General features: G+C 69.6%; 28 protein-coding genes. All 28 read right to left on the bottom strand.

All coding sequences use genetic code 11. The features are described 5' to 3' along the window. Nucleotide 1: 1 nt before the first annotated feature. The 28 genes from Q8W71_RS17750 to Q8W71_RS17615 all read right to left on the bottom strand — a co-directional run bounded on the left by Q8W71_RS17750 (nucleotide 2) and on the right by Q8W71_RS17615 (nucleotide 22,750). Complete coding sequence (locus Q8W71_RS17750) at nucleotides 2-382, bottom strand: hypothetical protein (protein WP_305526718.1); 381 nt, start codon at nucleotides 380-382, stop codon at nucleotides 2-4. After that, nucleotides 379-873: a hypothetical protein gene (locus tag Q8W71_RS17745; RefSeq protein WP_305526717.1), complete on the bottom strand. Its 495-nt coding sequence runs from the start codon at nucleotides 871-873 to the stop codon at nucleotides 379-381. Before Q8W71_RS17745 ends, Q8W71_RS17750 begins: the two co-directional genes overlap by 4 nt. A gap of 2 nt (nucleotides 874-875) precedes the next feature. Then, a complete protein-coding gene (locus Q8W71_RS17740) occupies nucleotides 876-1,355 on the bottom strand; it encodes a 3TM-type holin (RefSeq protein WP_305526716.1) in 480 nt (159 codons plus the stop codon). A gap of 3 nt (nucleotides 1,356-1,358) precedes the next feature. Next, nucleotides 1,359-2,039 (bottom strand): phage tail tip lysozyme, encoded by a 681-nt coding sequence (locus Q8W71_RS17735; protein WP_305526715.1) that lies wholly within the window; start codon nucleotides 2,037-2,039, stop codon nucleotides 1,359-1,361. Between the two features lie 53 nt (nucleotides 2,040-2,092). Continuing rightward, nucleotides 2,093-2,437 (bottom strand): hypothetical protein, encoded by a 345-nt coding sequence (locus tag Q8W71_RS17730; RefSeq protein ID WP_305526714.1) that lies wholly within the window; start codon nucleotides 2,435-2,437, stop codon nucleotides 2,093-2,095. Between the two features lies 1 nt (nucleotide 2,438). Next, nucleotides 2,439-3,797 (bottom strand): hypothetical protein, encoded by a 1,359-nt coding sequence (locus Q8W71_RS17725; protein ID WP_305526713.1) that lies wholly within the window; start codon nucleotides 3,795-3,797, stop codon nucleotides 2,439-2,441. 113 nt (nucleotides 3,798-3,910) lie between these two features. Then, the gene (locus Q8W71_RS17720) at nucleotides 3,911-4,795 is read right to left on the bottom strand and encodes a hypothetical protein (protein WP_305526712.1); all 885 of its coding nucleotides are present in this window, start codon (nucleotides 4,793-4,795) and stop codon (nucleotides 3,911-3,913) included. Nucleotides 4,796-4,798: 3 nt separating this feature from the next. Beyond that, a complete protein-coding gene (locus Q8W71_RS17715) occupies nucleotides 4,799-6,394 on the bottom strand; it encodes a hypothetical protein (protein WP_305526711.1) in 1,596 nt (531 codons plus the stop codon). Continuing rightward, nucleotides 6,391-10,908 (bottom strand): coiled-coil domain-containing protein, encoded by a 4,518-nt coding sequence (locus Q8W71_RS17710; protein ID WP_305526710.1) that lies wholly within the window; start codon nucleotides 10,906-10,908, stop codon nucleotides 6,391-6,393. Before Q8W71_RS17710 ends, Q8W71_RS17715 begins: the two co-directional genes overlap by 4 nt. Nucleotides 10,909-10,912: 4 nt before the next feature. Beyond that, complete coding sequence (locus Q8W71_RS17705) at nucleotides 10,913-11,236, bottom strand: phage tail assembly chaperone (RefSeq protein WP_305526709.1); 324 nt, start codon at nucleotides 11,234-11,236, stop codon at nucleotides 10,913-10,915. A 20-nt stretch (nucleotides 11,237-11,256) separates the two neighbouring features. Then, nucleotides 11,257-11,670, bottom strand: coding sequence for a hypothetical protein (locus Q8W71_RS17700; RefSeq protein WP_305526708.1), 414 nt, complete (start codon nucleotides 11,668-11,670; stop codon nucleotides 11,257-11,259). Further along, nucleotides 11,667-11,888, bottom strand: coding sequence for a hypothetical protein (locus Q8W71_RS17695; protein ID WP_305526707.1), 222 nt, complete (start codon nucleotides 11,886-11,888; stop codon nucleotides 11,667-11,669). Before Q8W71_RS17695 ends, Q8W71_RS17700 begins: the two co-directional genes overlap by 4 nt. Nucleotides 11,889-11,899: 11 nt before the next feature. Beyond that, the gene (locus tag Q8W71_RS17690; protein WP_370875444.1) at nucleotides 11,900-12,829 is read right to left on the bottom strand and encodes a phage tail tube protein; all 930 of its coding nucleotides are present in this window, start codon (nucleotides 12,827-12,829) and stop codon (nucleotides 11,900-11,902) included. Between the two features lie 34 nt (nucleotides 12,830-12,863). Beyond that, a complete protein-coding gene (locus Q8W71_RS17685; protein WP_305526706.1) occupies nucleotides 12,864-13,277 on the bottom strand; it encodes a phage tail terminator-like protein in 414 nt (137 codons plus the stop codon). A 2-nt stretch (nucleotides 13,278-13,279) separates the two neighbouring features. Next, nucleotides 13,280-13,930 (bottom strand): hypothetical protein, encoded by a 651-nt coding sequence (locus Q8W71_RS17680; RefSeq protein WP_305526705.1) that lies wholly within the window; start codon nucleotides 13,928-13,930, stop codon nucleotides 13,280-13,282. Nucleotides 13,931-13,934: 4 nt separating this feature from the next. Continuing rightward, nucleotides 13,935-14,279 (bottom strand): hypothetical protein, encoded by a 345-nt coding sequence (locus tag Q8W71_RS17675; protein ID WP_305526704.1) that lies wholly within the window; start codon nucleotides 14,277-14,279, stop codon nucleotides 13,935-13,937. Then, nucleotides 14,276-14,905 carry a hypothetical protein gene (locus Q8W71_RS17670; RefSeq protein WP_305526703.1) on the bottom strand — a complete coding sequence of 210 codons (630 nt, stop codon included), beginning with the start codon at nucleotides 14,903-14,905 and terminating at the stop codon, nucleotides 14,276-14,278. Before Q8W71_RS17670 ends, Q8W71_RS17675 begins: the two co-directional genes overlap by 4 nt. A 9-nt stretch (nucleotides 14,906-14,914) precedes the next feature. Next, entirely contained in the window at nucleotides 14,915-15,253 is a 339-nt protein-coding gene (locus Q8W71_RS17665; protein ID WP_305526702.1) for a hypothetical protein, read from the bottom strand. A 67-nt stretch (nucleotides 15,254-15,320) separates the two neighbouring features. Then, nucleotides 15,321-16,517: a phage major capsid protein gene (locus tag Q8W71_RS17660; RefSeq protein ID WP_305526701.1), complete on the bottom strand. Its 1,197-nt coding sequence runs from the start codon at nucleotides 16,515-16,517 to the stop codon at nucleotides 15,321-15,323. Nucleotides 16,518-16,550: 33 nt separating this feature from the next. Beyond that, nucleotides 16,551-17,219: an HK97 family phage prohead protease gene (locus tag Q8W71_RS17655; protein WP_305526700.1), complete on the bottom strand. Its 669-nt coding sequence runs from the start codon at nucleotides 17,217-17,219 to the stop codon at nucleotides 16,551-16,553. 9 nt (nucleotides 17,220-17,228) lie between these two features. Then, a complete protein-coding gene (locus Q8W71_RS17650; protein WP_305526699.1) occupies nucleotides 17,229-18,524 on the bottom strand; it encodes a phage portal protein in 1,296 nt (431 codons plus the stop codon). Next, nucleotides 18,521-20,008 (bottom strand): terminase large subunit, encoded by a 1,488-nt coding sequence (locus Q8W71_RS17645; protein ID WP_305526735.1) that lies wholly within the window; start codon nucleotides 20,006-20,008, stop codon nucleotides 18,521-18,523. Before Q8W71_RS17645 ends, Q8W71_RS17650 begins: the two co-directional genes overlap by 4 nt. A gap of 38 nt (nucleotides 20,009-20,046) precedes the next feature. Next, entirely contained in the window at nucleotides 20,047-20,535 is a 489-nt protein-coding gene (locus Q8W71_RS17640) for a P27 family phage terminase small subunit (protein ID WP_305526698.1), read from the bottom strand. A gap of 90 nt (nucleotides 20,536-20,625) precedes the next feature. Then, nucleotides 20,626-20,874 (bottom strand): hypothetical protein, encoded by a 249-nt coding sequence (locus tag Q8W71_RS17635; protein WP_305526697.1) that lies wholly within the window; start codon nucleotides 20,872-20,874, stop codon nucleotides 20,626-20,628. A 12-nt stretch (nucleotides 20,875-20,886) separates the two neighbouring features. Beyond that, on the bottom strand, nucleotides 20,887-21,216 hold the full coding sequence (locus tag Q8W71_RS17630; protein WP_305526696.1) for an HNH endonuclease: 330 nt from the start codon (nucleotides 21,214-21,216) through the stop codon (nucleotides 20,887-20,889). Beyond that, nucleotides 21,213-21,485, bottom strand: coding sequence for a hypothetical protein (locus Q8W71_RS17625; RefSeq protein WP_305526695.1), 273 nt, complete (start codon nucleotides 21,483-21,485; stop codon nucleotides 21,213-21,215). Before Q8W71_RS17625 ends, Q8W71_RS17630 begins: the two co-directional genes overlap by 4 nt. Nucleotides 21,486-21,683: 198 nt before the next feature. Then, nucleotides 21,684-22,382 (bottom strand): transcription termination/antitermination protein NusG, encoded by a 699-nt coding sequence (gene nusG, locus Q8W71_RS17620; RefSeq protein WP_305526694.1) that lies wholly within the window; start codon nucleotides 22,380-22,382, stop codon nucleotides 21,684-21,686. Next, nucleotides 22,382-22,750, bottom strand: coding sequence for a hypothetical protein (locus Q8W71_RS17615; protein ID WP_305526693.1), 369 nt, complete (start codon nucleotides 22,748-22,750; stop codon nucleotides 22,382-22,384). Before Q8W71_RS17615 ends, nusG begins: the two co-directional genes overlap by 1 nt. Nucleotides 22,751-22,754 lie beyond the last annotated feature (4 nt).

Raw genomic sequence — 22,754 nt, 5'->3', positions numbered from 1 at the left:
GCTACTCGCCTCCACGCTGCGCGCCGTAGATCCGCCCGATCGTGACGATCGCCGTGGTCACCATCACCGCGGCCGTGATCCCCAACACCAGCACCTTCAGCCGGTAGACCGCGATGAACACGGTCGTGGCGCTCATCAGGAAGTCGAGGCCGAGCAGGATGAACAGCGCGCCGTAGAAGCGCGCCGCCCCGGCGCTCATCGTGATCTCGGCCCAGCGCCGCGCCATCAGCGCGACGCCGACGGCGATGCAGGCCAGGGCGGTCGCCGCCCAGCCCGACACGAAGAGCGCCATCATCACCGGGTCGGACGCCAGCGCGTAGGCGCTGGGCCGGTAGTGCCCGACGCCGAGCAGGTCGAGCAGTCGCGTGAGCCAGCAGGTCATGAGCCTGTCACCTCGATTTCGAACTCGGCGATCGGGTCGGTCCACTCGCGGTTGGCGCAGTGCGAGACGAGCGACACCGTCATGCGCCAGCGCCCGGGCCGGACCGCATCGGGCAGCGGGTTGTCGGGGGCGACGTTCGGGTACGCGCGCACCTCCTCCAGCACCGCCGGCCGGCGCGTGGTGACGACGGCGGGAGACACGAACTCGGCGCTCTCGAAGGTCGTCACGACCTCGCCCGGGCAGGCTTCGTGGCGCTCCAGATCGTAGACGTAGCTGTAGCGGCCCCGGTACGGGATGCGGGGGACGGGGAACGGCGGACCGCCGGAGCCGGCGACGCGCACGTTGCTGGCGGTGACGACGGCCGCCCGGCCGGACAGGGCCTGCACGAGGCCCACGCCGATGCCGAGCGCGATCACGCCGATGCCCGCGGCGTGCGCCCAGATCGTCCAGGCGCGCGCCAGCGCGGGGAGGATACGCTCGATGCGGGACATGATCAGCGCTTCGCCCCCAGGTCGCTCGCCGCCGTGCCCTTGAGCTTGTCGAAGGACCGCAGGCCCGCGATCCCCAGCATGCCGGTGAGCACGGTCATCAGGGCCTCCGATGCCGGGATGGGTGGCATGGGGATGCCGATGGACAGGGCCGCGTTGACGATGCCCGTCAGCCACGCGAGCAGCGGCTGCACGAGGCCGGCGTAGAGCAGGCCGATGCCGCAGCCCCAGCCCACGAAGGGCCGCCAGCCGCCGATGAACAGCGACGGGCTCTGCGCCTCCACCGTGTTCGTCTCGGCCTGCGCCTTGGCGATCTCGGCGACGGCGGTAGCGGCGGCGGCCTCCCGCTCGGCGACAAGCTTCTGCATCTCCAGCGCGAGCTGCGCCTGAGCGGCGGGATCCGGCACGAAACGGCCGATGATCCTGGTGATGCCCTCGATCACCGCGGGTGCGGCGGTGAGGGCCCCGATGATGCCGGCAGCCATGGATCAGCCCTCCCTCTTCGGCGGCAGGTTGGTGCGGAGGTTCTGCAGGATGCCGGCGAGCCAGCCAGGCTTCGGCGCGGGCGGCGTGGTGATCACGACCGTGCCGGCCCGCGGGGCTGGTGGCGTCTCGGTCGGCCCGCCCTTCGGCGGGGTCGGGACCGCCACCGGGACGACCTTCACCGGCACGACGGGCGGCGGCAGGTCGAGGGCGCGGTTGAGGTTCGCCCGCTCGGCGAGCGCCGCCTCTAGGACGTGCAGCGCCTCCAGCGCGAACGCCTTGCGGCGGTCGAGGTGCGGCGTGCCCGGCCGCTCGTAGCCGAGCATGAACGCCTCGGTGGCGCGGTCGAGCGTCGTGGTCGCCCGCAGCTTGCCGAGCGCCACGGCCTCGGGCCCGCGCAGCTCGACGAGCATGTACTGGTAGAACGCCTCGGGGTCGTCGAGCTTGAAGTGCTTGGCCGCGGCCCAGGCTTCGAACTGCCGGCGGCGCGGGCCGGTCCACTGCGGCCAACCCCAGCCGCCGCGCGAGCCCGACACGACGGGCTTGTACTCCTGGAGGGCGCGGAACTGATCGCTCTCCACGGCGAGATTGCCGAAGATGCCGGCGGTCTCCAGCTTGTCGAGGCCGAGATCGGCCATGAAGCGTGGGCCATAGGCGGTCACGGCCGCACGGAATTGCGGGGTCATGTCGTCCTCACGATGTCAAAGAGCGGTGGAGGGAGCGCGGATGCGCGGGAGGGTCAGGCGGTGACGCGTTCGGCCTGCCGGAACAGCTCGTCGGCCTGCGCGTCGGTCACGCCGTAGCGGGCCTGAAGCAAGCCGGTGATGCGGCCGCGGCGCTCGTAGGTGTTGGCCTGCTCCCAAGCCTGCCACGCGAGATCCGCCTCGACGCGAGCGTCGTCGAACTCGGACAGCTCGCGGGTCGCTTCGACGGCCGCGCGCAGGTCGGTGTCCACCGCGGTGAACAGCGACACGGCCGCATCCTTCGGGTTGGGAAAGAGGCGCATCACGGCGCGCCCCTGGTAGTTCGTGACGCTGGACGGGACGGCGTCCGGCGCGCGTCCGATAGTCTCGAACCTCAGCATGTCAGGCTCCGTATCCAAACTCGACGGCGTCGATCGCGACGCTCAGTGAAGCCGGGCAGGTGAGGCCGTACATCGGACTAGCGCCGGCGGGGTTGCCCGATAAATCCAGTCCATCAGCTTTCACGAATGTCCAGCCGCCAAGCACTGGACCTTGCTGAAGCGAGAAGGCGGTCGCGTCCGCAATACTGCCAGTGCGCGATGCCTTGGCGGTCAAGGCCCCCGTACCTGAAAGAACCTTGTAGACGACAACGATACTGGCCTTGTTTACCTGCGCGCCGGCCGCGACTGGAAAAACGATAGAGCGCGCGTCGAGCGGGCCGGATGAGCCATATGAAAACTCCGCGGTGGATGCGGGGTAGGAAGCTGTGTGCCTCGCGATGCCCTTCGATACGCGCACTTCATCGATCCACCCTGCCGCCTTCGCCAAACCGCCATTCGGGAAATACCCGATCGTCATTTGGTTCGACGTGCCATAGTCCTGAGCGGCAGCATTCCCCAGCAGTACGCCGTTCGCGAAGACATAGACGCCGCCACTGCCGTTGTTGACGACTTCAACTTCGGTCCACGTGTTTGCCGTGAACACATTTGGGTAGGACTGCCCAGACGCGATACCATTGGTGACGGACAGGGCGGCTCCATTCTGGAAGATATGCAGTCCCTGTGCGCCGTTTCCATTCGTAAAATCGAGGATCGTGCGCAGCGTCCCAATATCTGAGGGACGGTACTGAAAATCGACGGTCCAAGCACCGTTCTGCGTCAGCGCGAAATCGGAGCTGACGTTCGAAGTGAGATGGCTGTTGCCGTCGAGAGCGAGTGAGGCGGTCCCGAATTTGAACTGCGCCGTCGAAATGACCGGCGCCCCGGTCGCTGTGTAGGTCTTCCCAGCAACATCGGTGAACGTCGTGCCGTTGTTAAACCCATTCAAGTGCAAAAGCGATACCGCGTAAGTATCACTGCCCTGATTGACGAGCTGTCCACCCTGAACTGTAGCGTTTGTTGAGTCGACGGTATTGAGACCTGAATTGTCAAGAAATTCGTCTATTGCTAAAGTGCCGGTGGTGATTATTGTTCCGGTTGATTTGGCAACGTAACGGGCGACGCCGGCGAAATCTGCATTACTCACCGCGCCGATGTTCAACCGGAACATCGCCTGCTGAGCCGGTGTCATTGCGAGGTACGTGTTGAGCAGACCGAGATTGGCGATGCCCTGGAGCATCTCCGTGGGGGTGAACGCCAGCGCGCTGTCCACCCTTACGGCCTTGGGTGAGTTGGCTGCTGCGGCGAGAGCGTCAGCGATCAGGGAAGCGATGCCCTGTCCGGCGAGGGCAACGTCCTTCAGCGCAGGCGGAAAGTTGACCACGTGGCCGCCCTGGCGAAAGCCGCCCGGGTTGGTGGTCGCGTTGTAGGCGTTGTCGCCCTCGTAGTAGGTCGCCAGCCGATTGAGGGCGGCCTACTGTGCTGCGGTGAGCGGCATCAGAGCGATTCCTTTACGACGAACTCGGTGGCGATGTTGGGAGAGGCCATGCGGCGCAGGCTCGGGGGCGTGCCGAGCGTCCCGAAGAATGCCTCGCGCAGGTAGGTGCTGGGATCGGCCGGGTTCGGGACCACGAACACCTGGTTGTGGATCCCGGAGCGGACGATGATCTGGTAGATCTCGCGGTACTCAGCCTGCGGCAGGTAGCCGAACCCAAACTTGAACGACCGCCGGATGGCGCGGGGGTTGAAGAACCGCGTGCCGCTGCGGCCCTCCTCCTGATCGGTGACCGGTTCGAACTCCAGCGCGTTGCCAGCGTCGTCGTAGTTCTCCGGCGGCCGCCACGAGCGGCTGACGAACAACCTGCCGATATCGATGTATCCGGCGAGGTTTCCCTGATCGAAGATTTCGACTTTGACGTAAGTTGCAGCGAAGCGTGCGGGTGGCACGTAGAGGAAGCTCGCCCCCTTGCCGATGCCCTTGCCGATGTCGTCGAACTCTTGAGTGAGACCTTCCCAAAAGCCGAGGCTTTCCCAGGGCAGGGTGACGCTGTCGACCTGCCCGCTCGGCAGGGCGATCTGGCCGCTGTCGTCTATGAGGGTCGTCAATCCGGGATCGAGGTACGACCGGAAGCGCACCAACGCGCTCGGACGTAGATTGGTCGGCCCGAGCGCGATCCCGCCGATGCTGTAGGGCTGCGGCAGAGCGCACACGAACTGGGTGTCGGCCGGGTCGGTGCTCATGGAGCGCGCCACCTCGGCGAGGTAGGGCGTGCGCAGGTTGGCGAGCCCGAGACTGCCGGTCTGCCAGGAGCCTCCGGAGAACGCGACCCCGTCGAGGTCGACGCGGTTCTCGTAGAGCAGGACGAGGTTCGATTGCGGCATCCGTCAGCCCCAGGCGCTGAACTCGATGGCGTCGGCGACCGCATCGTCCACCCGGCCGATGATCACCAGCGCCTTTGGCGCGGTCAGGAAGCGGCCCAGCGTCAGCGTCACGACGGCACCCGGGCGCAGGCTCGGCGCGAACACATCGGCCGCCCCCTGCGTCGGCCGGTAGCTCGGCCCGATCACGCTCACCCGGAAGGTCCACACGTCCCGCCGGACCCGGTAGATCGCCAGCAGCCGGGCGGCCTCGGCGGCGGCGTCGGCCGCTTCCGTCAGGCAGGTGTCGAAAGTCAGCTCACGGGCGAGCAGGTGCACCGCCTGCACTGAGGTGTCCTCGACCTTCGCCGAGATCCACTGCTGTTGCAGAGCGGCGCGCCGCGCACCCGTGACCGATCCGGCGAGCTGGTCCTCGGACAGGACGGTCGCGAGCTGGCCGTAGCGCACCGTCACCCGGTAGGCCGGCACCGCGCCATTGGCCTCGCTCGGCGCGACCCGTTTGATCTCGCCCCGGCACTGCCATTCGAGGAAGGCGGCGGCCGGCGCGCCCGACGGCGCATCGAGCCGGCCGAACGTGAACGCGCCCAGCCCGTTCGGTACGATCCACCCGCCCACCGAGGCGAGCAGGCTGCTGATCGCCGCCAGGGCCGTGCGGTCGTCGCCGACGTACAGCCCGCAGCTCGCCCCGTTCAGCGCCGTCAGCGCCGCGATCGAGGCGGCGTCGATGTCGCCGGCCGCGATCCCGAAGTCGAGCAACACCTGCCGGGCGAGGCTCGCCGCGTCGCGCGCGCCGGTGGCCTGCACGTCGGCGGTGACCACGAGGGCCGGCGTGCCGCCGAGGCGGATCAGCCCGAGCGCGAGGCAGGTGGCGTACTGCCCGGCCGAGAGCGTTGCCCCGGTGAGCGCCGCGATCGTCGCGAAGTCGCCGTTGAGCGTCAGCGCCACCCCGCCGTCGTAGACCGTGATCGCCGCGCACGCCCGGTCCGAGACCTGCCGGATCAGGTTGAACGGGTTCACGTCGACCGGGGTCACATTCCGCACGAGGCCGTAGACCCGCGGCTTGATCGCGTCCTTCAGGTTCGCCGCGCCCTCGGCGGTGGCGCCGGCCGACGCCGTGGTGCCGAGATAGCGCGTGGTCAGCAGCGGCTTGTCGAGGTCCGCCAGCCGGTCGTGGATGCGCAGGCGGATCGTCCTGAACGCGTCGGTGATGTCCAGGCTCTCGACCGTGCCGCGGATCATGATCGGCGCGTCGCGGTAGAGCCCCCGGGGCTCGCCATAGTTGTCGGTCGGCACGGCGCGCACGATCACCGGCCGGCCGTTGAACGCGTAGTCCGCCCAGGCGTCGTAGCGCCCGTGCGCGTTCGCCAGCACGATCTCGCCGAACGCCACGCTCGACCCGCCCGAGGTGGTCGACGTGCCCTCCAGCGCCCCTTGCGAGAACAGGTGGCGTTCGAAGTTGGCCGGCGTCTCCAGGCTCGGGTGGAAGTGCTGGTTGGCCGGCGTGTCGCCCGGGCCGGTGTTGAGCCGGGCGGAGGCGGCGTACAGGGTCTGCACGCCGCCCGCGCCGGTGTGTGCTTGCACCTCGACCGCGTAGATCGTCACGCGGCGACCTCTCGCCGGGAGGCGACCCGGTTGCCCTTGTCGATGCCGGCGCCGACCGCGCGCGTGGCCGAGGCCGTGCCGAGGTGCCCGGCCTCGGCGATGTCGTTGCCCTCACGGACATCGCCGCGCAGCGCCGCCACCTCGTCGCGCAGGGCCCGGACTTCCGCGATCAGGTCGCCGTCGCCACCGGAGGCAATCGCCGGGCGCACCGGTGCCGCCACGGTCACCGGGCGGTCATCGTTCATCGCCTCCAGCAGCGGGCCGTACCGGCTCGCGGCGGCGGCCGACATCACGAACTCGCCCGCCGACAGGCGCGCCACGACGCTGTCCGAGGTCGAGGTGCCGGGCCCGTTCACCCACCCGCCGGTGGCGTACTTCATGAACGCACCGACCCCGACCTGCCCGGGCAGCACGGTGAGCTGGCCGACCACCTCGGCGAAGGTGTCCTGGAAGGTCTCGCTCGACGCGTAGAACGCCTTGCTGGCGTCGAGCAGGGCCTGAGCGTAGCCGGTGATGCCGCCGAGCGCGTCGGTGTTGCCGGCGCGGGCCGCGGCGAGCTGCTGATCATACTGCGCCTGCGCCGCGGCCAGCCGGTCCTCGGGCGAGAGCGGCGAGTTGGCCCCCGCGGTCAGGCCGTCGAGGAACTTCTTCAGGTTGCTGGCGAACTGATCGAACGCCTCCTGCGCCTGCCGCCAGAACTGCTGGACGATCCGGGCGCGCTCGGCCGCTAGCGTCTGCTCCAGCAGAAGCAGGCCCTCGCCGCCGGCCTTTACCTCGTCGAGGCGTTCCTGACCGGCCTGATGGTCGAACGCCGCCAGCGCCCCGCCCAGCGTGCTGGTGTCGACGCTCGCGGCGAACAGCCGGTCCTGGTAGCCCTTCAGGCGGCTGGCGAGGGCATCGGCGGCCTTCTGGCCGAAATCGGCGATGATGTTGGCGCGCTCGGCCGCCTGCGCCGCCTCCAAGTCGACGAGCGCCTGGCCGCCGGCCTTTACCTCCGCGGCGCGGTCCCGATCCGACTGCCGGTCGAAGATCGCGAGCTGGTCGGCGAGCGAATCCGAGCGGTGCTGCGCGGCGAACAGCCGGTCCTGATACCCGCCGGCGCGCTGGTTGGCGGCGTCGATCGCCTCGGCCGTACCGGTCACTGCCGTGCCGAACTCGTGCAGAAGGCCGTTCAGCTCCGGGAACTGCGCCACGAGGGACTGGAACGCCGCGCCGGTGAGCTGGCTCGAATCGACGATCTTCTGCGCGGCGGCCTGGAAATACGCCTCGACCTGCCCGAGGTCCGCACCGACCGCGCCGGCATCGATCCGCATGCCGCCGACCTCCTTCACCAGATCGGCTGCGTCGTTGAGGTAGGACTGCCCGCGGGCGTCGTTGATCTTGCGGGTCAGGTCGGTCGTGAACTTGTCCCGCAGCGCGTCGATCGCCCGCGTGGTGCGCTCGGCGATCACCGACGCCGTCTGCTCCGCCGACAGGCCGAGATCCTTCAGCACCTGGTTGAGGCCGGCCGCGGTGCCGGCGATCCGCTGCATCTCCGCCTGCGTCGAGGACAGCGTCTTCGGCGCGTCGAGGCTCGACAGGGCGCCCTCGACCGCGGCGGTGCGGGCAAGCTGCACGGCGTTCGGATCGGAGAGCCGGCCGGCGTCGGCCACGAAGCCCTTCAGCGCCTCACCGAGGCCCTGCACCGAGGCGACGGCCTGCGAGAACGGGCCGTTGGTCCCGAACCCGGCCTGCACCTCCGCCAGCACCCCGTTGAAGGCGTCGGCGAAGGTGGCCGTCATCCGAGCGACGTAGGTCTGGTAGTCGCGCATCAGCCGGTCGGCGAGCGCCTGGTCACCGCCCTCGCTGGCGGTCTTGGCGGCCTGCCGGAGCTGCGCCTGCGCGTCGGCGATCTGCTTCCCGACGTTGCCGATCGAGCCGCCTTCGAAGGTGATCGCCAACTGCTCGATCTGCGGGCGCGCCTGCTCCAGCGCCTCCTTCCGGGCCTGGATCTCCTGCTGGAGCTTCTTCTTGGCCTCCTTCTTCGCCTGGGATTCGCCGAACAGGCCGCCGAGCAGGCCCGCGCCGGCGCCGACGAGCGCCATGACCGGGTTGCCGGTTGCGAGGCCGGTGAGCGCGCCGCCGGCCGCGCCGATCAGCGGCGACTGCGACGAGTAGCCGATCGCTGCGCCCGCGCCGGCAGCGGCCAGTCCACCGCCCAACGGCGACGACAGGATCCCGCCGCCGGCCTTCGACGGCGTCAGGGCGGACTTGAGCGCCTTGCCGATGCCGGTCTCGGCCCCCATCCCGAGGGCGTCCGAGATCTTATCGGTATCGAACAGGCCGCCGAGGTTGATCTTGCCGCCGAGCAGACCGCCGATCTGGCCACGCTCGGTCGAGGCGGTTCCCAGAAGGCCGGCCAGCGGCCCCTCGCCGCTGATCACCGCCTTCAGGGCGTTGCTGCCCAGCGTCTTCGCCAGCGACGCGAACGCCTGCTCCATCTTCTGGCCGCCGAGCACGATGTCGTCGACGAACGTGGTGAAGTTGTCGGCCAGCTCGCGCTGGCCCTCCTTCATCAGCTCGAAGGCGCGACGGCTGTCCTGGAGCCGCGAAGTGCTGGCCGCGAGCTTGTCGCCGAGCTTGTCCCACTCCTCCCGCATCGCGGCCGTGACCTCGACGCCGGACTTCTGCGCGGCGCGCGCCAGCTCGTTCTCCAGCTTCAGCTTGACCACCGCGTCGGTGTTCTTGCCGATCGTCTGGGTTTCGAGATCGAGCTCGGCGATGCGGTCCTCGGTCCGCTTGATCAGCAGCTCGTAGGAGGAAGCCGCCTGCTGGGCCGCCTGCTGGGCCTGCTTCGCGCCCGTGTTCGCCTGCTGGAACGACGGCGCGGTCGGGCCGAACACGTAGGGGAACGAGCGCCCGGTGATCTTCGGCTGGAACGGCCCATACTGCTCGGGCGGCCCCTGGACCTCGGGCGCGGCCTGTTGCTTGGCGATGATGCCGAGCTGCGAGAGCAGCGCCGTGGCCTTGTTGCTCACGGCGTCGAAGGCCCCGCCGATGCTGGTGGCTACCGCCGAGCCGAAATTCGTCGCGGCCTCGATGCCGCTGTTGATCAGCTCGACGACCCACTGCACGGCCTGGAGAATCTTCAGCCACGCCTCGTTCAGCAGGAGCGCCGCGCCGGACCAGTCGACCGTCACCGCCCAGGCGTCGCTGATCGCCTGCTTCGTGTCCGCGATCTGGCGGCTGAGGGCGAGGGCACGGTCGACCTGATCCTGCCGCACCAGATCCTTCTGCGCGGCCGCGTCGAGGTCCGAGCTGATCTGCGCGATCGTGGTCTGCCCGGTGCGAAGCCGTTCCACGAACTCGGGGCCGAACACCTTCTCGCCGACCTGAAGGCTGGCGAGGTGCAACCCGAGCGCGTCGAGTTCCTTCATCGCCTCCAGGGCTGCCCGGATGCGCTCCTCCGTGGTCGTCGCGGTGTCGGCGAGCGCCGTCGACTGGAGCCCGTTCGCCCCGGCGACACCGGTGGCACTGATCTCGCCGAGCATCTTGGACAGGGCGTTGCCCTGGCCCCACTGATCCCGAAGGACGTTGGAGGCCCGCGACAGGGCCGCGTCCATCTCGTCGGCGGTGGCGCGGACCTTCGATCCCAGCGCCTCGAAGCTCTTCAGGAAGGGTGCGCCGACATCAAGCTTTTCCGCCCGCTGGCCGAGCTGCACCAGCCGGTCGAGGTCGTTGTACGCCTTGCCGAAGACGGCCGAGCCCGCCTCGAACACGACGAAGGCCGCGGCGATCGGCAGGAGCGCGGGCGGGACCAGGGACAGTCCGCGGGTGAGCAGGCTGGTGGCGGTGGTCAGGCCGGCGACCTTCTCGGCATAGGCGCCGAGCCCGCCCGCCGCCGCGGTCGCGGCGGTCGAGGCGAGGCCGAGCCCGCGGGCCGCCACCGTGGCACCGCCGACCACCGCCGCCCCCATGCCGGTCGCGCCCTCCGCGAACGCCGCCGTGGAGGCGGAAGCGGCCCCGAGGGAGCCGGCGGCCGAAGTCGCGAGGCCGGACAGCGCCCGCGCCGCCGCCACCGATCCCGCCAGCACGAGGATCGGGTGCTCCAGCGCGAACTTGCCCGCGGCCTTGAACGCCTCGCCCTCCAGGCCGAGCGCGCGGGCGTTGTCGTTGGCCGCCCGCTGCTGTTGGGCGGCGGCCTGCGCCGCGCTCTGGGCGGCGCGCATCTGCGCGTCGGCGACGCCGCCCAAGCTCTGATCGTAAACCTGCGCCGCGGCCGCGGCCTGCATCATGGCCGCTTGGTTCTGGCGCTCGGCGCGCTCCAGCGTGGACGCCATCTGCGCCTTGGCCTGGGCGAGCTTGTCCGCCGCCGCGGCGCCCTTGCCCTCGGCCTCGATCGCCTTGCTCTGCGATCCGGCGAGCCGGTCCAGCGATCCGGCCAGCCGATCCGCCTGGGCGCGCGTCTGGTCCACGCCCTGCGTCGTATAGACGAAGCGCGTCTCCTGCACGGCGATCTGGTTGACAGCGACCATGCGGTCACTTCCCCTTCCGCTCTAGCTTCTTCGCTACGTCCGCGAGGTAGATCCGGTCCTGTGCGCGGATCAGCCGGCCGAACCGTTCGAACTCGTCGAGGTCATCGAGCCCGTAGCGCTCGGCGTAGCCCGCGATGGCCGTCCACGGGATCGGTCCGCACCCGCCCATCGCGCCAATCGGGCGATCTGTGGACAGTTCGCTGAAGGCGGCGCTGACGAAGGCGAGGTGCGGCCAGAGTTCGGGGCGCTCGCGCAGGGCCGGGGGATCGAACGTCGGGTCCTCCGCCGCCTCCGCCTCCAGCCATTCGAGGTCGCCGCTCCACTTCAACGACCACGCGAGGTGCGCCGTCAGTTTCCCGCGTCGGCCTTCTCGGTCTCGGCGCCGGCATCGCCGACCACGGTGGCGGCGTAGAGCACCGCGTCGCGGAAGCGCCGGAAGGCCGGGTTGGTCAGGAACTCCGTCGCCGTCTCCTTCGAATAGGGCAGCGGCGCGCCGCCCTCATCCTCCAGCCCGGCCCAGTCGAGCAGGACGGTCGAGGCGAGGCAGGTCGAGGTGATGCGGTCCAACTCGTCGGGATCGACGCGACCGCCCTGCTTCTTCGAACGCGGCACCGCGTCGATCAGCCGGGACTGGAGCCGACGGTACCCGGCGTTCTGGAGGCCGCGCACCCGCAGCCGGAGATCGCCCATCTCGGGGATGTCGCCGACCCACTCGCCGGCCTCGATCTTGTCGGCGTCGACCTTGAGGGCTGAGAGCTTCACGCGTCCTGGTCCTTCTGCACGGCGGGCTCGGCCGCCTCCGGCTTCGATGCGGCTCGGCCGGCGCCCTTCTCGCGCGCCAGCCCCTTGCCGATGATCAGCTCGCCGAAGGCGTCGGAGACCTCGATCTCCTGGCCCTCGGTGTAGGTGGTCCGCCGAGAGCCTTCCTTGGCCCCCTGCGGGTAGCCGTCGAAGGTCTCGGCGATGGTGACGGTCTTCATGGCGACCTCGCTCAGGCGACGTTGCGGGTGACCTGGATCGAGCAGGCGGTGACGGGGTCGAAGATCGCCCGGAAGGGGATGTTGACCATCACGTCGTCGGTGTTGCCGCCTACCGCGCGCTCGCCGTCGCCGAACCGGATCTTGGGCAGCACGAAGCTGTAGCGCTTGCCCGCATCCACCCCGAGGGTGAACGACAGCGCCGCCGAGCCGTGGGCCAGCACCGCCTGATAGAGGGCGTTCGATTCGAAGTAGGCGGCGATGCTGCCCGTCACGTTGCAGCGGTCCGCCCCGAAGATGCTGCTGTAGAGGGACCCGACCTCCGGCCGCTGGCGCAGGCCGTTGTTGACCTCCAGCGAGAGCGTCTTGATCCGCGGGGCCGGGTTGATCGTCCCGACGGTGAGCGCCGCGACGTTGTTCGACGCGTTGGCGATCGGGTCGGTGCCGGGCGCGGTGTAGGTCGCGCCGGTGACGATCGAGGTGGACAGGATCTCCTTCTGCGACAGGAGGGCGACCGAGCCCGTGACCTTCTCGCGCGCGCCGATGCTGAGCGAGAGCGTGTTGACCATCGAGCCGGGGAAGCGGCTGAAGCTGTCCGTGGCGCCCAGCTCCAGCGTCTCCTCGATCGTGAGGCTCGGGGCCAGCACGTCGTTCTTCAGCACGTCGGAGGCCCAGGCCCCGCGCAGCGCGCAGGACAACAGGGTGTCCATGAAGTCGCCGGCCGCGAACTCGAAATTGTAGGTGCCGCCGGCGCCGAGGCCGGTCAGGATCTCGTCGCGAACGTTGCGGTCGGCCTGCCGCTCGTCGGATGTGACGGTCGTCTTGTTGGTGCGCAGGCCGCCGCTGGTGACGCGCCCAGTCTTGAACGCGGGCGTGGCCGGCGTGACGCCGAAGTCGGTCTCGGGCACATAGGCGACGCGGACGCCGCTGCCATCAGCGAACATGATGCTCTCCTGGGATCTACAGAGGAACGGCCGGTCAGCCGAAGTAATCGTGCTCGAACGGCACCGCGAAACTCAGCAGGTAGTACCGGCCGTCGTCGTTGCGGTCGTCGATCACCGGGGGCGACGGGGCGAACGTGCACACGCCGTCGAAGCTCTTGCCGCGGAACAGGGCGCGCAGCTCGTCGATCCAGGCCGCAGCCTCGTCGATGCCCTTGCCGCGCACCACGTTGAGGACCAGCCGGATCGCGCCCTCGTCGCGGTAGCGGTTGGCCCCGGGCGCGCCGATGCTGATGCGGGAGGCCGTCATCACCGGGTACTGCACCTCGACGAAGGGCTCGTCGGCCGCGGGCGTGTTCCTGCTCTTGGCGTTCGGCCCGCGCACGGGGCAGCGGGTCCACTCGGCGGCGAGGCGGCCCGAGACGGCGGCGAGGACGGCGGCGAGGGCCATGGTCAGGCCAGCACCACGGTGATCGCCGGGACGCGCGTGGCGCGCTCCAGGCGCATGCCGGCGACGCGGGTGGGCTGGCCCCGCAGGCGGGCGCGGGCGCTGCGGCCGGTCTCACCGGCGATGTAGTCCAGCGTGGGCGATTCGTAGCCGAACCCGACGTGCACGCTGTTGCCGAACCGGCGGTCGGCCAGCACGGCCACGGCCTGATAGACACCGTCCCAGCGCTCGACCTTCCGGGCGTAGGGGCGGGTGTTCAGGAAGATGTAGCGCGCGGCCGGCGGCGGGTTGGCGGGGTCGGCCGGCTGATCGTCCGCGAGCAGGATGTGGGCGGCCGCGTAGGCCCCGGTGAGCTTCGGCGACTGCGCGACGAGCTGGGCGTGGATCCACGCCAGCGCCTCGCTGGCCCGCGCGAACCGGAACGCCACCTCACCCTGGTCCGGATCGAGCCCGGTCAGGCCGGTGGCGGCGCGACCGTCGACCGTGACCGCCGTCTCAGGGACACGACCGAACTCCTGCTGATAGGCCGCCTCGGCGCGGGCCTGCGCCTCGCGCGCGGCCGCGGTCACGACGAAGCGGCGGCGCTCGGGCGAGAGCGCCAGGGCTACCGCGGCGCGGATGTCGGCCGGCGTGCCGCCGGTGTGGGTGACAGGCATCGGCTCAGCCCCGCACGGCCACGTTGATGCGCACCGTGATCCCGGCGATCTGCACCGGGTCGACGTACTCGACGTTGAGCGACCGGCCGGCGACCACGATCCGGTCGTTGCCGCCCAGCGGCTCGATCACGAAGGCCGCCGGCATGCCGGTGGGCGAGAGCACCACGAGGCTATCGCCCTGCTGGATGCCGCCCGTCAGCTCGTCGGGCCGGTAGCCGCGCACGAAGGCGCGCACGCCGGGCGCCTCGGTGTCGGGCGCGTCGGTCCCGATCCGGCGCAGGGTCACGTCCTGGCCGACGCGCCGCAGTTCGTCGTCGAGGTCGGCGATGGCTTCAGCCGCCTCGCTCACGTCAACACCCGCAGGGGTGACAGCAGGTCGTCGACCGCGCGATGGATCAGCTTCTCGGCCGCGTCCGAGACGGTCCACGTCCGCGAGCCGACGCCCTCCGTCTGCCGACTGCGCAGGTTGAGATCCTGCGTCGACAGCGACCGCAGGTGGGTCGCGGCCAGTACGATCGCGTGCCGGACCTGCACGACCTCCATGTCATCGACCGCGTACCCGGCCTTGAACCGGACGCGCACCGCCTCCGGCCCGAAGTCGGTTGCGGGCCACCCGGTGGAGCCGCGGGGGGAGATCGAGCCCGTCGAGGTCCCGACGCCCATCACGCGCAGGGCGGCGGGGGCGATGATCTGATCCACGCCCGCACCGTCGCTGTAGGTGACCGACACGACCTCGCGCAGGGGCGGGCACGGCAGGAAGAGGCACGGCCCGCGGAAGGCGTCGAACCGCGCCTCCAGGACCTGCATGCCGAGCGCTCGGCCGAGCCAGCCGTTCGGCGGCTCGATCGCCGCCTGTGCCGCCAACAGGAGCGCGTTCACCCGAGCGTCGTCGTCGTCCTTGAGCACCGGTGCCCACGCCTTAGCCTCGGCGGCGGAGACGAGGGCCGTCGGCGGCGTGACGACGACGACGCGCACGGTCGGCACCTACTGGGCCGCCTTGTTGGCGACGGACGGGGCCTTCTTGTTGGCGACGGGCGGCGCGGCCTTCCCAGCGCCCTCCGGGGCGGGCGGCGCGTCCTGCGCCGCGACCGCGGCGGCGATCTCGTCGGGGGTGCTGCGCGAGGCGTACCCCTGGGGCGGGTAGTTCGCGGCCCGGTAGCCGGCCGCCACGTATTCCTCGACCGTCGGACCGTCGGTGCGGGGCTCGCCCGCGCGGCGCACCGCGCCCATCCGCTCCAGCGCCTCGAAATCCCCCTTGTCGAACTCGCGTTCGGTCCCCTCGGGAAGACCGTCGAGGGGCTTCGTCAGAATGGCCTTGATCATCGTCCGCACCTCCGGTTCGGGGAGCCGGCGGCACCGAAGCGCCGCAGGCATGGATGACGGGCGCGGCCTACGCCACGCGGCCGAGGTCGCCATAGACGATCGCCGCCGGGCGGTAGATCGCCAGCGCCAGCCGCTCCTCCGCGCGGATGGTGACCTTGTTCTTCACGAAGTTGTCCTGGTCCTCGGTCGAGACATCGACCGTGGCGTCCTGGCGGTCGAAGATCTGCGCCGCGAGATTGAAGGCGCCGACCAGCGACTTGTCGACGCCCATCGCCTGCGTCGGAACCACCGGCAGGCCCCACAGCGTGGGCGAGATCGTGCCCTGCGGGTTGCCGATGAGGTATCGGCCCTGGGTGTCCTTCGCCATCTCGATCGCGGCCCAGTCGATCGGGTTCAGCACGATGCCGTTCGGCGGGTACTCGGCGAGCGCCGCCTGGAGGATCATCAGGCGGATGGTGTCCACCGGCGTCGTCGCGGTGAGGCTCCCCGGCGCCACGAAGGCGGCGGCGGCGGTCACGAGGCCGAGCAGGTTCTGCCCGGTGCCGGAGCCGTTGAGGAGCTGGTTCTCCTCCGCGAGCCCCAGGCCGTAGCGCAGGCGCTGGTCGATGATCGAGCGCAGGCCGGGGGCGTCCGCCAGGATCTGGACGGAGGTCCGGATCCAGTGCGCGATCGTGCGGACGTTCGCGGTCTTCTCCTCGAACTGCAGTTCGGACTGCGGCTTGAGGGCGCCCTCGGCGACCATGGCGGCGTTGTTGGTGAACAGCTTCTCCTGGTCGTACTCGATGGAGTTGCTGGCCGTCTGGCCCGGCAGCAGGAGCGAGCGGATCGTCAGGCGGCGCTGCGGCAGCTCCACCTGCAACCCGCGCCGATCCGCCGGCACGAGCGCGCCGGCCGAGCCCGGGGCGTCGGTGGTGAGCGAGGTGATGTCCTTCACCTCGACGACGACGCGACCGCGGGGGCGCGTCTGGCTGGCGAAGCTCTTGAGCCCTTCGTCCTCGACGACCCGCTCGCCGGCCGTGAGGTGCCGGTCGCCCGGCTCGCCTCGGCGCGCCATCTTCTGCTCGACCTCGTCGAGGCGCGCCTTGGCCTCGTTCATGCCGGAGATGGCCTGATCCGCCAGCTCCTTCGCGGTCGAGGCGAGCGGCGTGCCCTTCTGCGCCTCGGCGAGCGCCTTCTCGGCGATGGCCTTGACCGCGTCGTGCTTGGTGTCGAAGTCGCGCTTGACCTCCGCGGCCAGCTCGGCCGCGCTCTTCTGTTCCGCCACGGGAACCTCCTGATGTCCGGGTGATGAGGGCCGTCAGGCCCGGAGGGCGCGCAGGAACGCGAGCCCGTCGTCAGCCGCGTCGGCAGGTTCCCCCTGCCCCTTCAGGTGGACGCGCGCGGCGCGCTCCGCCTGCGAATTCGAGAAGCCCAGCCCCTTCAGCCAAGTCTCGAACTCTCGCTCGGTGAGCCGGTCCCCGGCCCGTAGCTTCTCGGTGAGATCGTGCGCGGCCTTGGCCGCCTTGACGCTCTGCACGACCGCGTTCTCGTTCGCGCCGACCGACACGATGCTGACCTCGACGAGGTCCAGCTTCTCCAGGGTCCAGACGCCGGAATCGGTGTCGACGCTGTACTCGCGGATGCGGTAGCCGATGGACAGGCCGTCGATGTCGCCGGCCTTCAGCAGAGCGTGCGCCTCGCGCCCGCGCTGCACGTCCATGTTCAGCTTGCCCTGCATCAGCAGGCCGTGCCCATCCTCCCGGGCGCCGACCCACTTCCCGATGGGCTGATCCGCGTCGTGCTGCCAGAACAGCTTCGGCATGGTGCCCTTGGCCTGATGGGCCGCGAGGCTGGCCGTGTAGGCCCCGGGCGCAATCACGTCGCCGTAGGCGTCCGGCTCGCCCCCGAAGGTGGAGCCGTAGCCTTCGAACTCGCCCGTGTCCTTCAGCGCCTTCAGGTCGAGAACCGGCGCGGTGATCCTGCTCATCGCGAACTCCTAGACGGGCGGGACGGCGAGAGGGTTGGTCCCGCCGCTCGCGCGGCCGCTGCTGATCGCGGCGGCGAGCGGGATGTCCTGCATCTGCACCGTGATGACATCGCCGCCCTCGACTGGCGGCAGGTTCTCCAGGGCGCGGCACTCGTTCCGGGTGGCGATGCCCATGCCGATCGCCTTGGCGTAGGCGTCGTACCGGCTCGCCGTGTCGCCCCGCAGGAGGCCGTCGAGGTTGAACTCGATCGTCAAACCCTGTGCGCGGCGCTCGGCCAGAGGCACGAGCTGCTTCACCAGGGCCTGCTCGATGCGCTTCAGGCGCTTGCGCAGGGTGAACTTCTGGAACCCGAGGACATCGACCTCTTTGCCGGTGCCCCAGTTCGACGCCTTGTCGCCGAAACCGACCATCCCGGGCGGCACGCCGAACACCCGGCAGATTTCTTCGCCGCTGAACTTGCGGCTCTCCAGCATCTGCGCATCTTCCGGGTTCATCGATAGGGATTGCCAAGTCAATCCGCCGTCGAGAACTAGGGGCGTACCATTGCGGATCGCGCCCCGGTACTTCTCGGCCAGCAGCGTCTCCAGCTCGGCACGCTGATCCTTGTTCAGCCGAGTGCCGGCCGGTGCGGTCAGGGTGCCGCTCGGGTTGACCCCGTTGCGGAAGACCGCGGCCGCCGCCCCGTCCGCCGCCGCAGCCCCTTCGAACGTGGCCCGGCACGCCGACAGGGTCGAGGCGCCGGACAGCGCGTCACCCAGCGGGCCCCGGATGTGCAGCACGTCCTCGCCGCCCTTCACGATGCGCCGGCCGCCTTCCGACCACGCGTACTCGATCCCGCCGTCCCCGCGCCGCCGCGCCTTCACGATGTCCGGGCGCACCGGCACCAAAGCGTTCAAGGCGCCGCCCGAGCGCCGCTCCATCACAGCGTAGGCGTTGCCCTGCAATTCCAGGCCGGCGGCCATGATCTCCCAGAAATCGACCGCAGTCTGATCGTAGTTCGGGCTGTCGTGCAACACGAAGTACAGCGGGTGATCGCGCGCTGCGCGTCGAATGCCATTTGCGTCGGTGCGGTAGACCATCAGCGGCAGCGAGCCGATCGTGCCGGCGATGAGCTGCACGCACGCCCAGGTCGCCGACAAGCCGACGGCGGCGCCGAGCGAGCCGGCGCGCGCGTCCTGATAGTCGGCCGTCGTGACCTGGTTGGTGACGAAGTTCGACCCGTTCTCGGTCGACGCCTGCCCGCCGCGCCACGGCGTGATGTCCTTCCCCCCGTCCATCCGCAGGAGGCGGCGGAGCCAGCTCATGCGTAGCTCGCGATCCAGTCGTCGGCGTCGAAGGTGGGGTCCATCCGGTCCCTCGCTTTCAGGCCCAGCAGCATCGCCAGCGCCACCGCGCCGTCGATCCGGAACCGAGCCTTGGCCTTATCGATCTTGCGGTTGCCGGCCGGGTCGGTGGTGACCACGGCGTTCGCCACGTTCCAGGTGAGCACAGGGTGGCCCGGCTGCTCCAGCGTCCGGTTCAGGACCCCGGCCTCCAGCGCGTCGACTGCCGGGGCCATGTCCTTGAAGCCCTGGCCCCACGGGATCAGCCGCAGCCCACCGCCCGGCTCGCCGTCGAGGTGCGTCTCCAGGCCGACCCGGTCCAGCTCGCGCCGCAGCACGTCCATGCGCCAGCGGTCGTAGGCCAGCCCGCGCACGTCGTAGCGCCCGCACAGCTCGGCAATCCGCAGCGCTACCGCTGCCGCGTCGATGCTGCGCCCGTCGTGCGCCTCCAGGTGCCCGGCGTCGCGCCACAGCACGTACTGCTGGTGCCCCGACCCGAAGTCCCGCCGGCTGTGCTCGACGAGCAGGTCCCCCGGCTTCCAGAAGTGCGCCGCGACCCGCGTGGTCGCGCCGTCCGAGCCCATCACCAGCGCCGCGAGGTCGACGACCGCGGCCATGTCGAGGGCGAGGTAGACCGGCTCGCCATCCGCGAACGCAGCCGCGCCCTTGCACGCTGCCCACTCCGCCCGGGCGATCAGCGAGGCGACCGGCGCGACCCGCTGGTTGAGGTAGAGGTTCCGGAACTTCGGCTCCTCTGCCGGCATCCGCTGGGCCTTGTCGGCTATCGCCTTCAGGTCAGCCAGGGATCGGAAGTCGCCCAGCGCCGGATTCGCCCGCCGCCACACCTTCGGGTCGAAGATGTCGGGGCAGTCGAGCGTCACCTCGTAGAGGTGACAGACGATGGTCGGATCCACCCCGGACAAGCCGTCGTCGATGAGCTGCGACAGGATGTGCTGGGGGTCGTTCGACTGCGTCGAGATTACCACGAACAGCGGTTCGGCCCGGGCGCCGAACGACGTGTCGAGCACGTCGTAGAGGTCGCGGTTCCGGGCCTGCGCCAGCTCGTCGAAGATGACGAACGTCGGGTTGAGGCCGTGCTTCGTGCCGGCCTCCGCCGACAGGGCGCGGTAGACCGACCCGTTCGAATAGCACACCAGCGTCTTCGTCGAGGGGATCGGCTTGATCAGCGAGGCCAGCTCGGGCTCCGCTTCGATGATCTGCCGAGCCACCTTGAAGACCTGGGCGGCCTGCTCCCGGTCGTTGGCCGCCGAGTAGATCTCGCCGTTCGGCACCGCCTCGGGGCCGACGAGGTGGACCAGCACCAGGGCGGCAATCAGCGCCGTCTTCCCGTTCTTCCGCGCGATCGAGAGGATGGCGCGGCGCACCCGCCGTAGCACCTGACCCTTCTCGTTCCGCGCGTGCGGGGTGTAGATCGCCCGGATGAACCGCTTCTGCCACTCGCGCAGCCGAAAGGGGCCGCCCTGTCCCTCGCCCGACGGTACGGTCAGGCGTTCAACGAAGGCGATGACCCGTTCTGCCCGATCAGGCCGTCGAATTTCGACTGAGGCTTTGCGGCAGGCAGCTTGAGATCGGCGCGCGCCTTGGGGTTGAGCCCGAGCCGGTCGCCGAGGGACGCCATCACCGCCGCCTGACTGTTGAGCGTGCGCAGCCATGGATTCGGCGACTGACTTCCCTGTCCGTTGACGACGATCCACTCGAATTCGGGATCGGCGATTGCGTGCGAGGCCCGCTTGTGGACCGCCCAGGCCATCGCGAACGCCGAGAGCACGAAGGTGTCGAGCGCCGCGTAGATCTTCGGCGGCATCGAGCGCTTCACGACCTCAATGCAACCTCGCGCGTCGTCCGGCAGATGCTCCGGGACGAACGCCTCGCCGAACGCCTCGACCTGGGCGTTGAAGATCGGCCGGTTGCTAGGGTTGCCGTCGAGCTTGTCGATCTGCGCTAGCTTTTTGCGGGGGCCGCGAGCACCCATCCCAGAATTTCCTCAAAACTTGCAGAGTTTCGCGTTCGGGTCCCCATTCGGTTGCTGCTCCCCAACCTGGAGACTTTTGACCCGCCCCCCCTACCCCTGAACGTTGTTGGCCGGATCCAGCGTCTCGACGATCTCAACCTTGGCCTTTGTTCCAATCCTATAGGACGGCGACCCGGCAGTCTCGTCTTCGAAGGTGACCTTGACCTTGAGGTTCGGAGCGTCGGGCGCGTAGCCGGCTTGCTCCAGGGCATACCGGCCAACCAGAGCCTCCAGTTCAGCCTTGCCGATGAAGCAGCGAACGTCCTGACGGTGGATCACCTCGCGTCGAATGTCCGGCATCGAATCCTCCCCCTACCCGGTGATCGGCCAGCCATCGGCATCGAGGGTCTGCCGCGCCTGACCACCGCGCTCGATGCGGCCCTCGTCGATGTCGTGGCAGTCCGCACAGGACGATGCGAACGGCCCAGCCCAGAACAGCGCTTCGTCGCCCCGGTGCGGCACCACGTGGTGGCACACGGTGGCGGGAGTGATCACACCGTTGCCCAGGCAGCGCTCGCACAAGGGCTGGCGCTTGAGCTGCCCGGCCCGGATCCGACGCCACCGTGCCAGGTGGTAGAGCCTGCGCCAGGGCTGATCGCGGCGACGGCGCTCGTCGTACTGACGGCGCGGATCGAGCTTCAATAAACGCCCCAGTTGCTCACGATGTAGGTGGCAGCCGCCCAGATCATGCTGACAACCGGGACTATGATGAACAGCGCGGTGATGACGTTGACGATCCAGTCCTCGAAGTTGATGGGTAGCCGATCTGCCACAAGCAGCAAAAGCCCGAAGCCCAACACGGCGCCGACGCCTCCGAACAGGACTGCACCTCCCTTACCATAGAGGAACAAGCCGCCAATCGCGCTGGGCACCCCCACGAGGGCCATGAAGAGCACCGACGTGTAGAACATGCCGGATCGTATGCGCTAACGAGGCAGATCGTCCACAGATGAATGCGTTCAGACCGCCCGATCGTGCCACGCCATGGCACGGTTCGCTGCTCGCGTGGCCATTGTAGAGGAGCGGGTCCCGCCGTCTCCGTCGCGGCTCCACTCAACGCACGATGGCGGAGTTAAGCGGCGACAACGCCTGAAGATCGAATGGATATATTACACGCGCTGCACGTCGGCAATCCCGAGTTCCACTGGCGAGGGACGGCCGAAGATTGAAACCGCGACCTTGATTCGGTCGCCGGGCAGGATCGCCTCGACGACGGCCGGGAAGCTCGCGAACGACCCGGTCATCACCACGACCTGCTCGCCGACGGAGATGCCGACCGGGCGGACAATCTCGCCGGCCGCCAGCGCAATCATGAAGCCCTGAAGCGCCACAGGATCGAGGCGGGCGGGTCGCATCACGACCCCGGCGACGTTGCCCTCGGCGTTCCCTTCGTCCTCCGGATGCGAAACGATCTCGGCGACGCCCGGCAGGGCCGCCACCGTGTCGAGGTGATCGCGATCCCGGACGCCGATGATTAGAGTGCGGATCAACAGCGGCACATGCCGAACGACGCGCCGACCACGCCGCACGACGACCTCGGAGGCCCGGGGCCGGTAGGCGCGGACCTGGCCCTCCTTCAGGGCTTCGTCGAGGTGCTGGCGACCGAGCGGCCCAAGAAGCGGTTTGGTGCGTGCCAGATGCCAGCACAAGGTGTCGTCGATCACAGCCGCGAAGGCGCCCCTGACGGGCTCCACCGTGGCCGCGGCGGCGTCCTGCGGCGGGGCCATGCCCGCGGCCGCCTGCGCCCGGCGCTCGGCCTTCCGCTGCCGACGCTCGCGCTCGCGTTCACGCTTGCCGGGGCGGGCCATCAAGCCATCCACACGTAGCCGCCGGCCGAGATGCAGTCCCAGGACTTGTCGATCATGTCCCGGCGCATCTCGCCGCGTCGCGGATCAAGACCGGCGGCCTTCTGGCAGATCGCCCGCATGCCACGGACAGAACCGGTCAGGCGGGCTGCGTCCATGCCGTAGGGGCGCAGGAATGGGACACACTCCCAGGAACCACGGTCGGCGATGACACATCGTGACAGTTCAGAGCCGATCGCGGCCACGAGTTCAGCGATCGGACCCTCATCTGGCAATGACGCAGCGTCGCGGTCGAGCGCGGCCATGGTCTCCCGGTAGGTGCTCGGTTCGCCGAACTCGTGGGGAAACTCGAATGCTGCGACCTCGGACATGGCA

Origin of the sequence: Methylobacterium amylolyticum, assembly GCF_030700245.1 — a bacterium.
In the GTDB taxonomy this organism is placed as follows: Bacteria; Pseudomonadota; Alphaproteobacteria; order Rhizobiales; family Beijerinckiaceae; genus Methylobacterium.
The sequence above is the reverse complement of the archived record's forward strand: the minus strand, read 5'-3'. Positions and strand labels throughout refer to the sequence as shown.

What these genes read in the sequence shown, in the direction of transcription:
- Q8W71_RS17750 (WP_305526718.1), bottom strand. Translation starts at nt 382, where the DNA reads ATGACCTGCTGGCTCACGCGACTGCTCGACCTGCTCGGCGTCGGGCAC.
- Q8W71_RS17745 (WP_305526717.1), bottom strand. Translation starts at nt 873, where the DNA reads ATGTCCCGCATCGAGCGTATCCTCCCCGCGCTGGCGCGCGCCTGGACG.
- Q8W71_RS17740 (WP_305526716.1), bottom strand. Translation starts at nt 1,355, where the DNA reads ATGGCTGCCGGCATCATCGGGGCCCTCACCGCCGCACCCGCGGTGATC.
- Q8W71_RS17735 (WP_305526715.1), bottom strand. Translation starts at nt 2,039, where the DNA reads ATGACCCCGCAATTCCGTGCGGCCGTGACCGCCTATGGCCCACGCTTC.
- Q8W71_RS17730 (WP_305526714.1), bottom strand. Translation starts at nt 2,437, where the DNA reads ATGCTGAGGTTCGAGACTATCGGACGCGCGCCGGACGCCGTCCCGTCC.
- Q8W71_RS17720 (WP_305526712.1), bottom strand. Translation starts at nt 4,795, where the DNA reads ATGCCGCAATCGAACCTCGTCCTGCTCTACGAGAACCGCGTCGACCTC.
- Q8W71_RS17710 (WP_305526710.1), bottom strand. Translation starts at nt 10,908, where the DNA reads ATGGTCGCTGTCAACCAGATCGCCGTGCAGGAGACGCGCTTCGTCTAT.
- Q8W71_RS17695 (WP_305526707.1), bottom strand. Translation starts at nt 11,888, where the DNA reads ATGAAGACCGTCACCATCGCCGAGACCTTCGACGGCTACCCGCAGGGG.
- Q8W71_RS17690 (WP_370875444.1), bottom strand. Translation starts at nt 12,829, where the DNA reads ATGTTCGCTGATGGCAGCGGCGTCCGCGTCGCCTATGTGCCCGAGACC.
- Q8W71_RS17685 (WP_305526706.1), bottom strand. Translation starts at nt 13,277, where the DNA reads ATGGCCCTCGCCGCCGTCCTCGCCGCCGTCTCGGGCCGCCTCGCCGCC.
- Q8W71_RS17680 (WP_305526705.1), bottom strand. Translation starts at nt 13,930, where the DNA reads ATGCCTGTCACCCACACCGGCGGCACGCCGGCCGACATCCGCGCCGCG.
- Q8W71_RS17665 (WP_305526702.1), bottom strand. Translation starts at nt 15,253, where the DNA reads ATGATCAAGGCCATTCTGACGAAGCCCCTCGACGGTCTTCCCGAGGGG.
- Q8W71_RS17655 (WP_305526700.1), bottom strand. Translation starts at nt 17,219, where the DNA reads ATGAGCAGGATCACCGCGCCGGTTCTCGACCTGAAGGCGCTGAAGGAC.
- Q8W71_RS17650 (WP_305526699.1), bottom strand. Translation starts at nt 18,524, where the DNA reads ATGAGCTGGCTCCGCCGCCTCCTGCGGATGGACGGGGGGAAGGACATC.
- Q8W71_RS17640 (WP_305526698.1), bottom strand. Translation starts at nt 20,535, where the DNA reads ATGGGTGCTCGCGGCCCCCGCAAAAAGCTAGCGCAGATCGACAAGCTC.
- Q8W71_RS17635 (WP_305526697.1), bottom strand. Translation starts at nt 20,874, where the DNA reads ATGCCGGACATTCGACGCGAGGTGATCCACCGTCAGGACGTTCGCTGC.
- Q8W71_RS17625 (WP_305526695.1), bottom strand. Translation starts at nt 21,485, where the DNA reads ATGTTCTACACGTCGGTGCTCTTCATGGCCCTCGTGGGGGTGCCCAGC.
- nusG (WP_305526694.1), bottom strand. Translation starts at nt 22,382, where the DNA reads ATGGCCCGCCCCGGCAAGCGTGAACGCGAGCGCGAGCGTCGGCAGCGG.
- Q8W71_RS17615 (WP_305526693.1), bottom strand. Translation starts at nt 22,750, where the DNA reads ATGTCCGAGGTCGCAGCATTCGAGTTTCCCCACGAGTTCGGCGAACCG.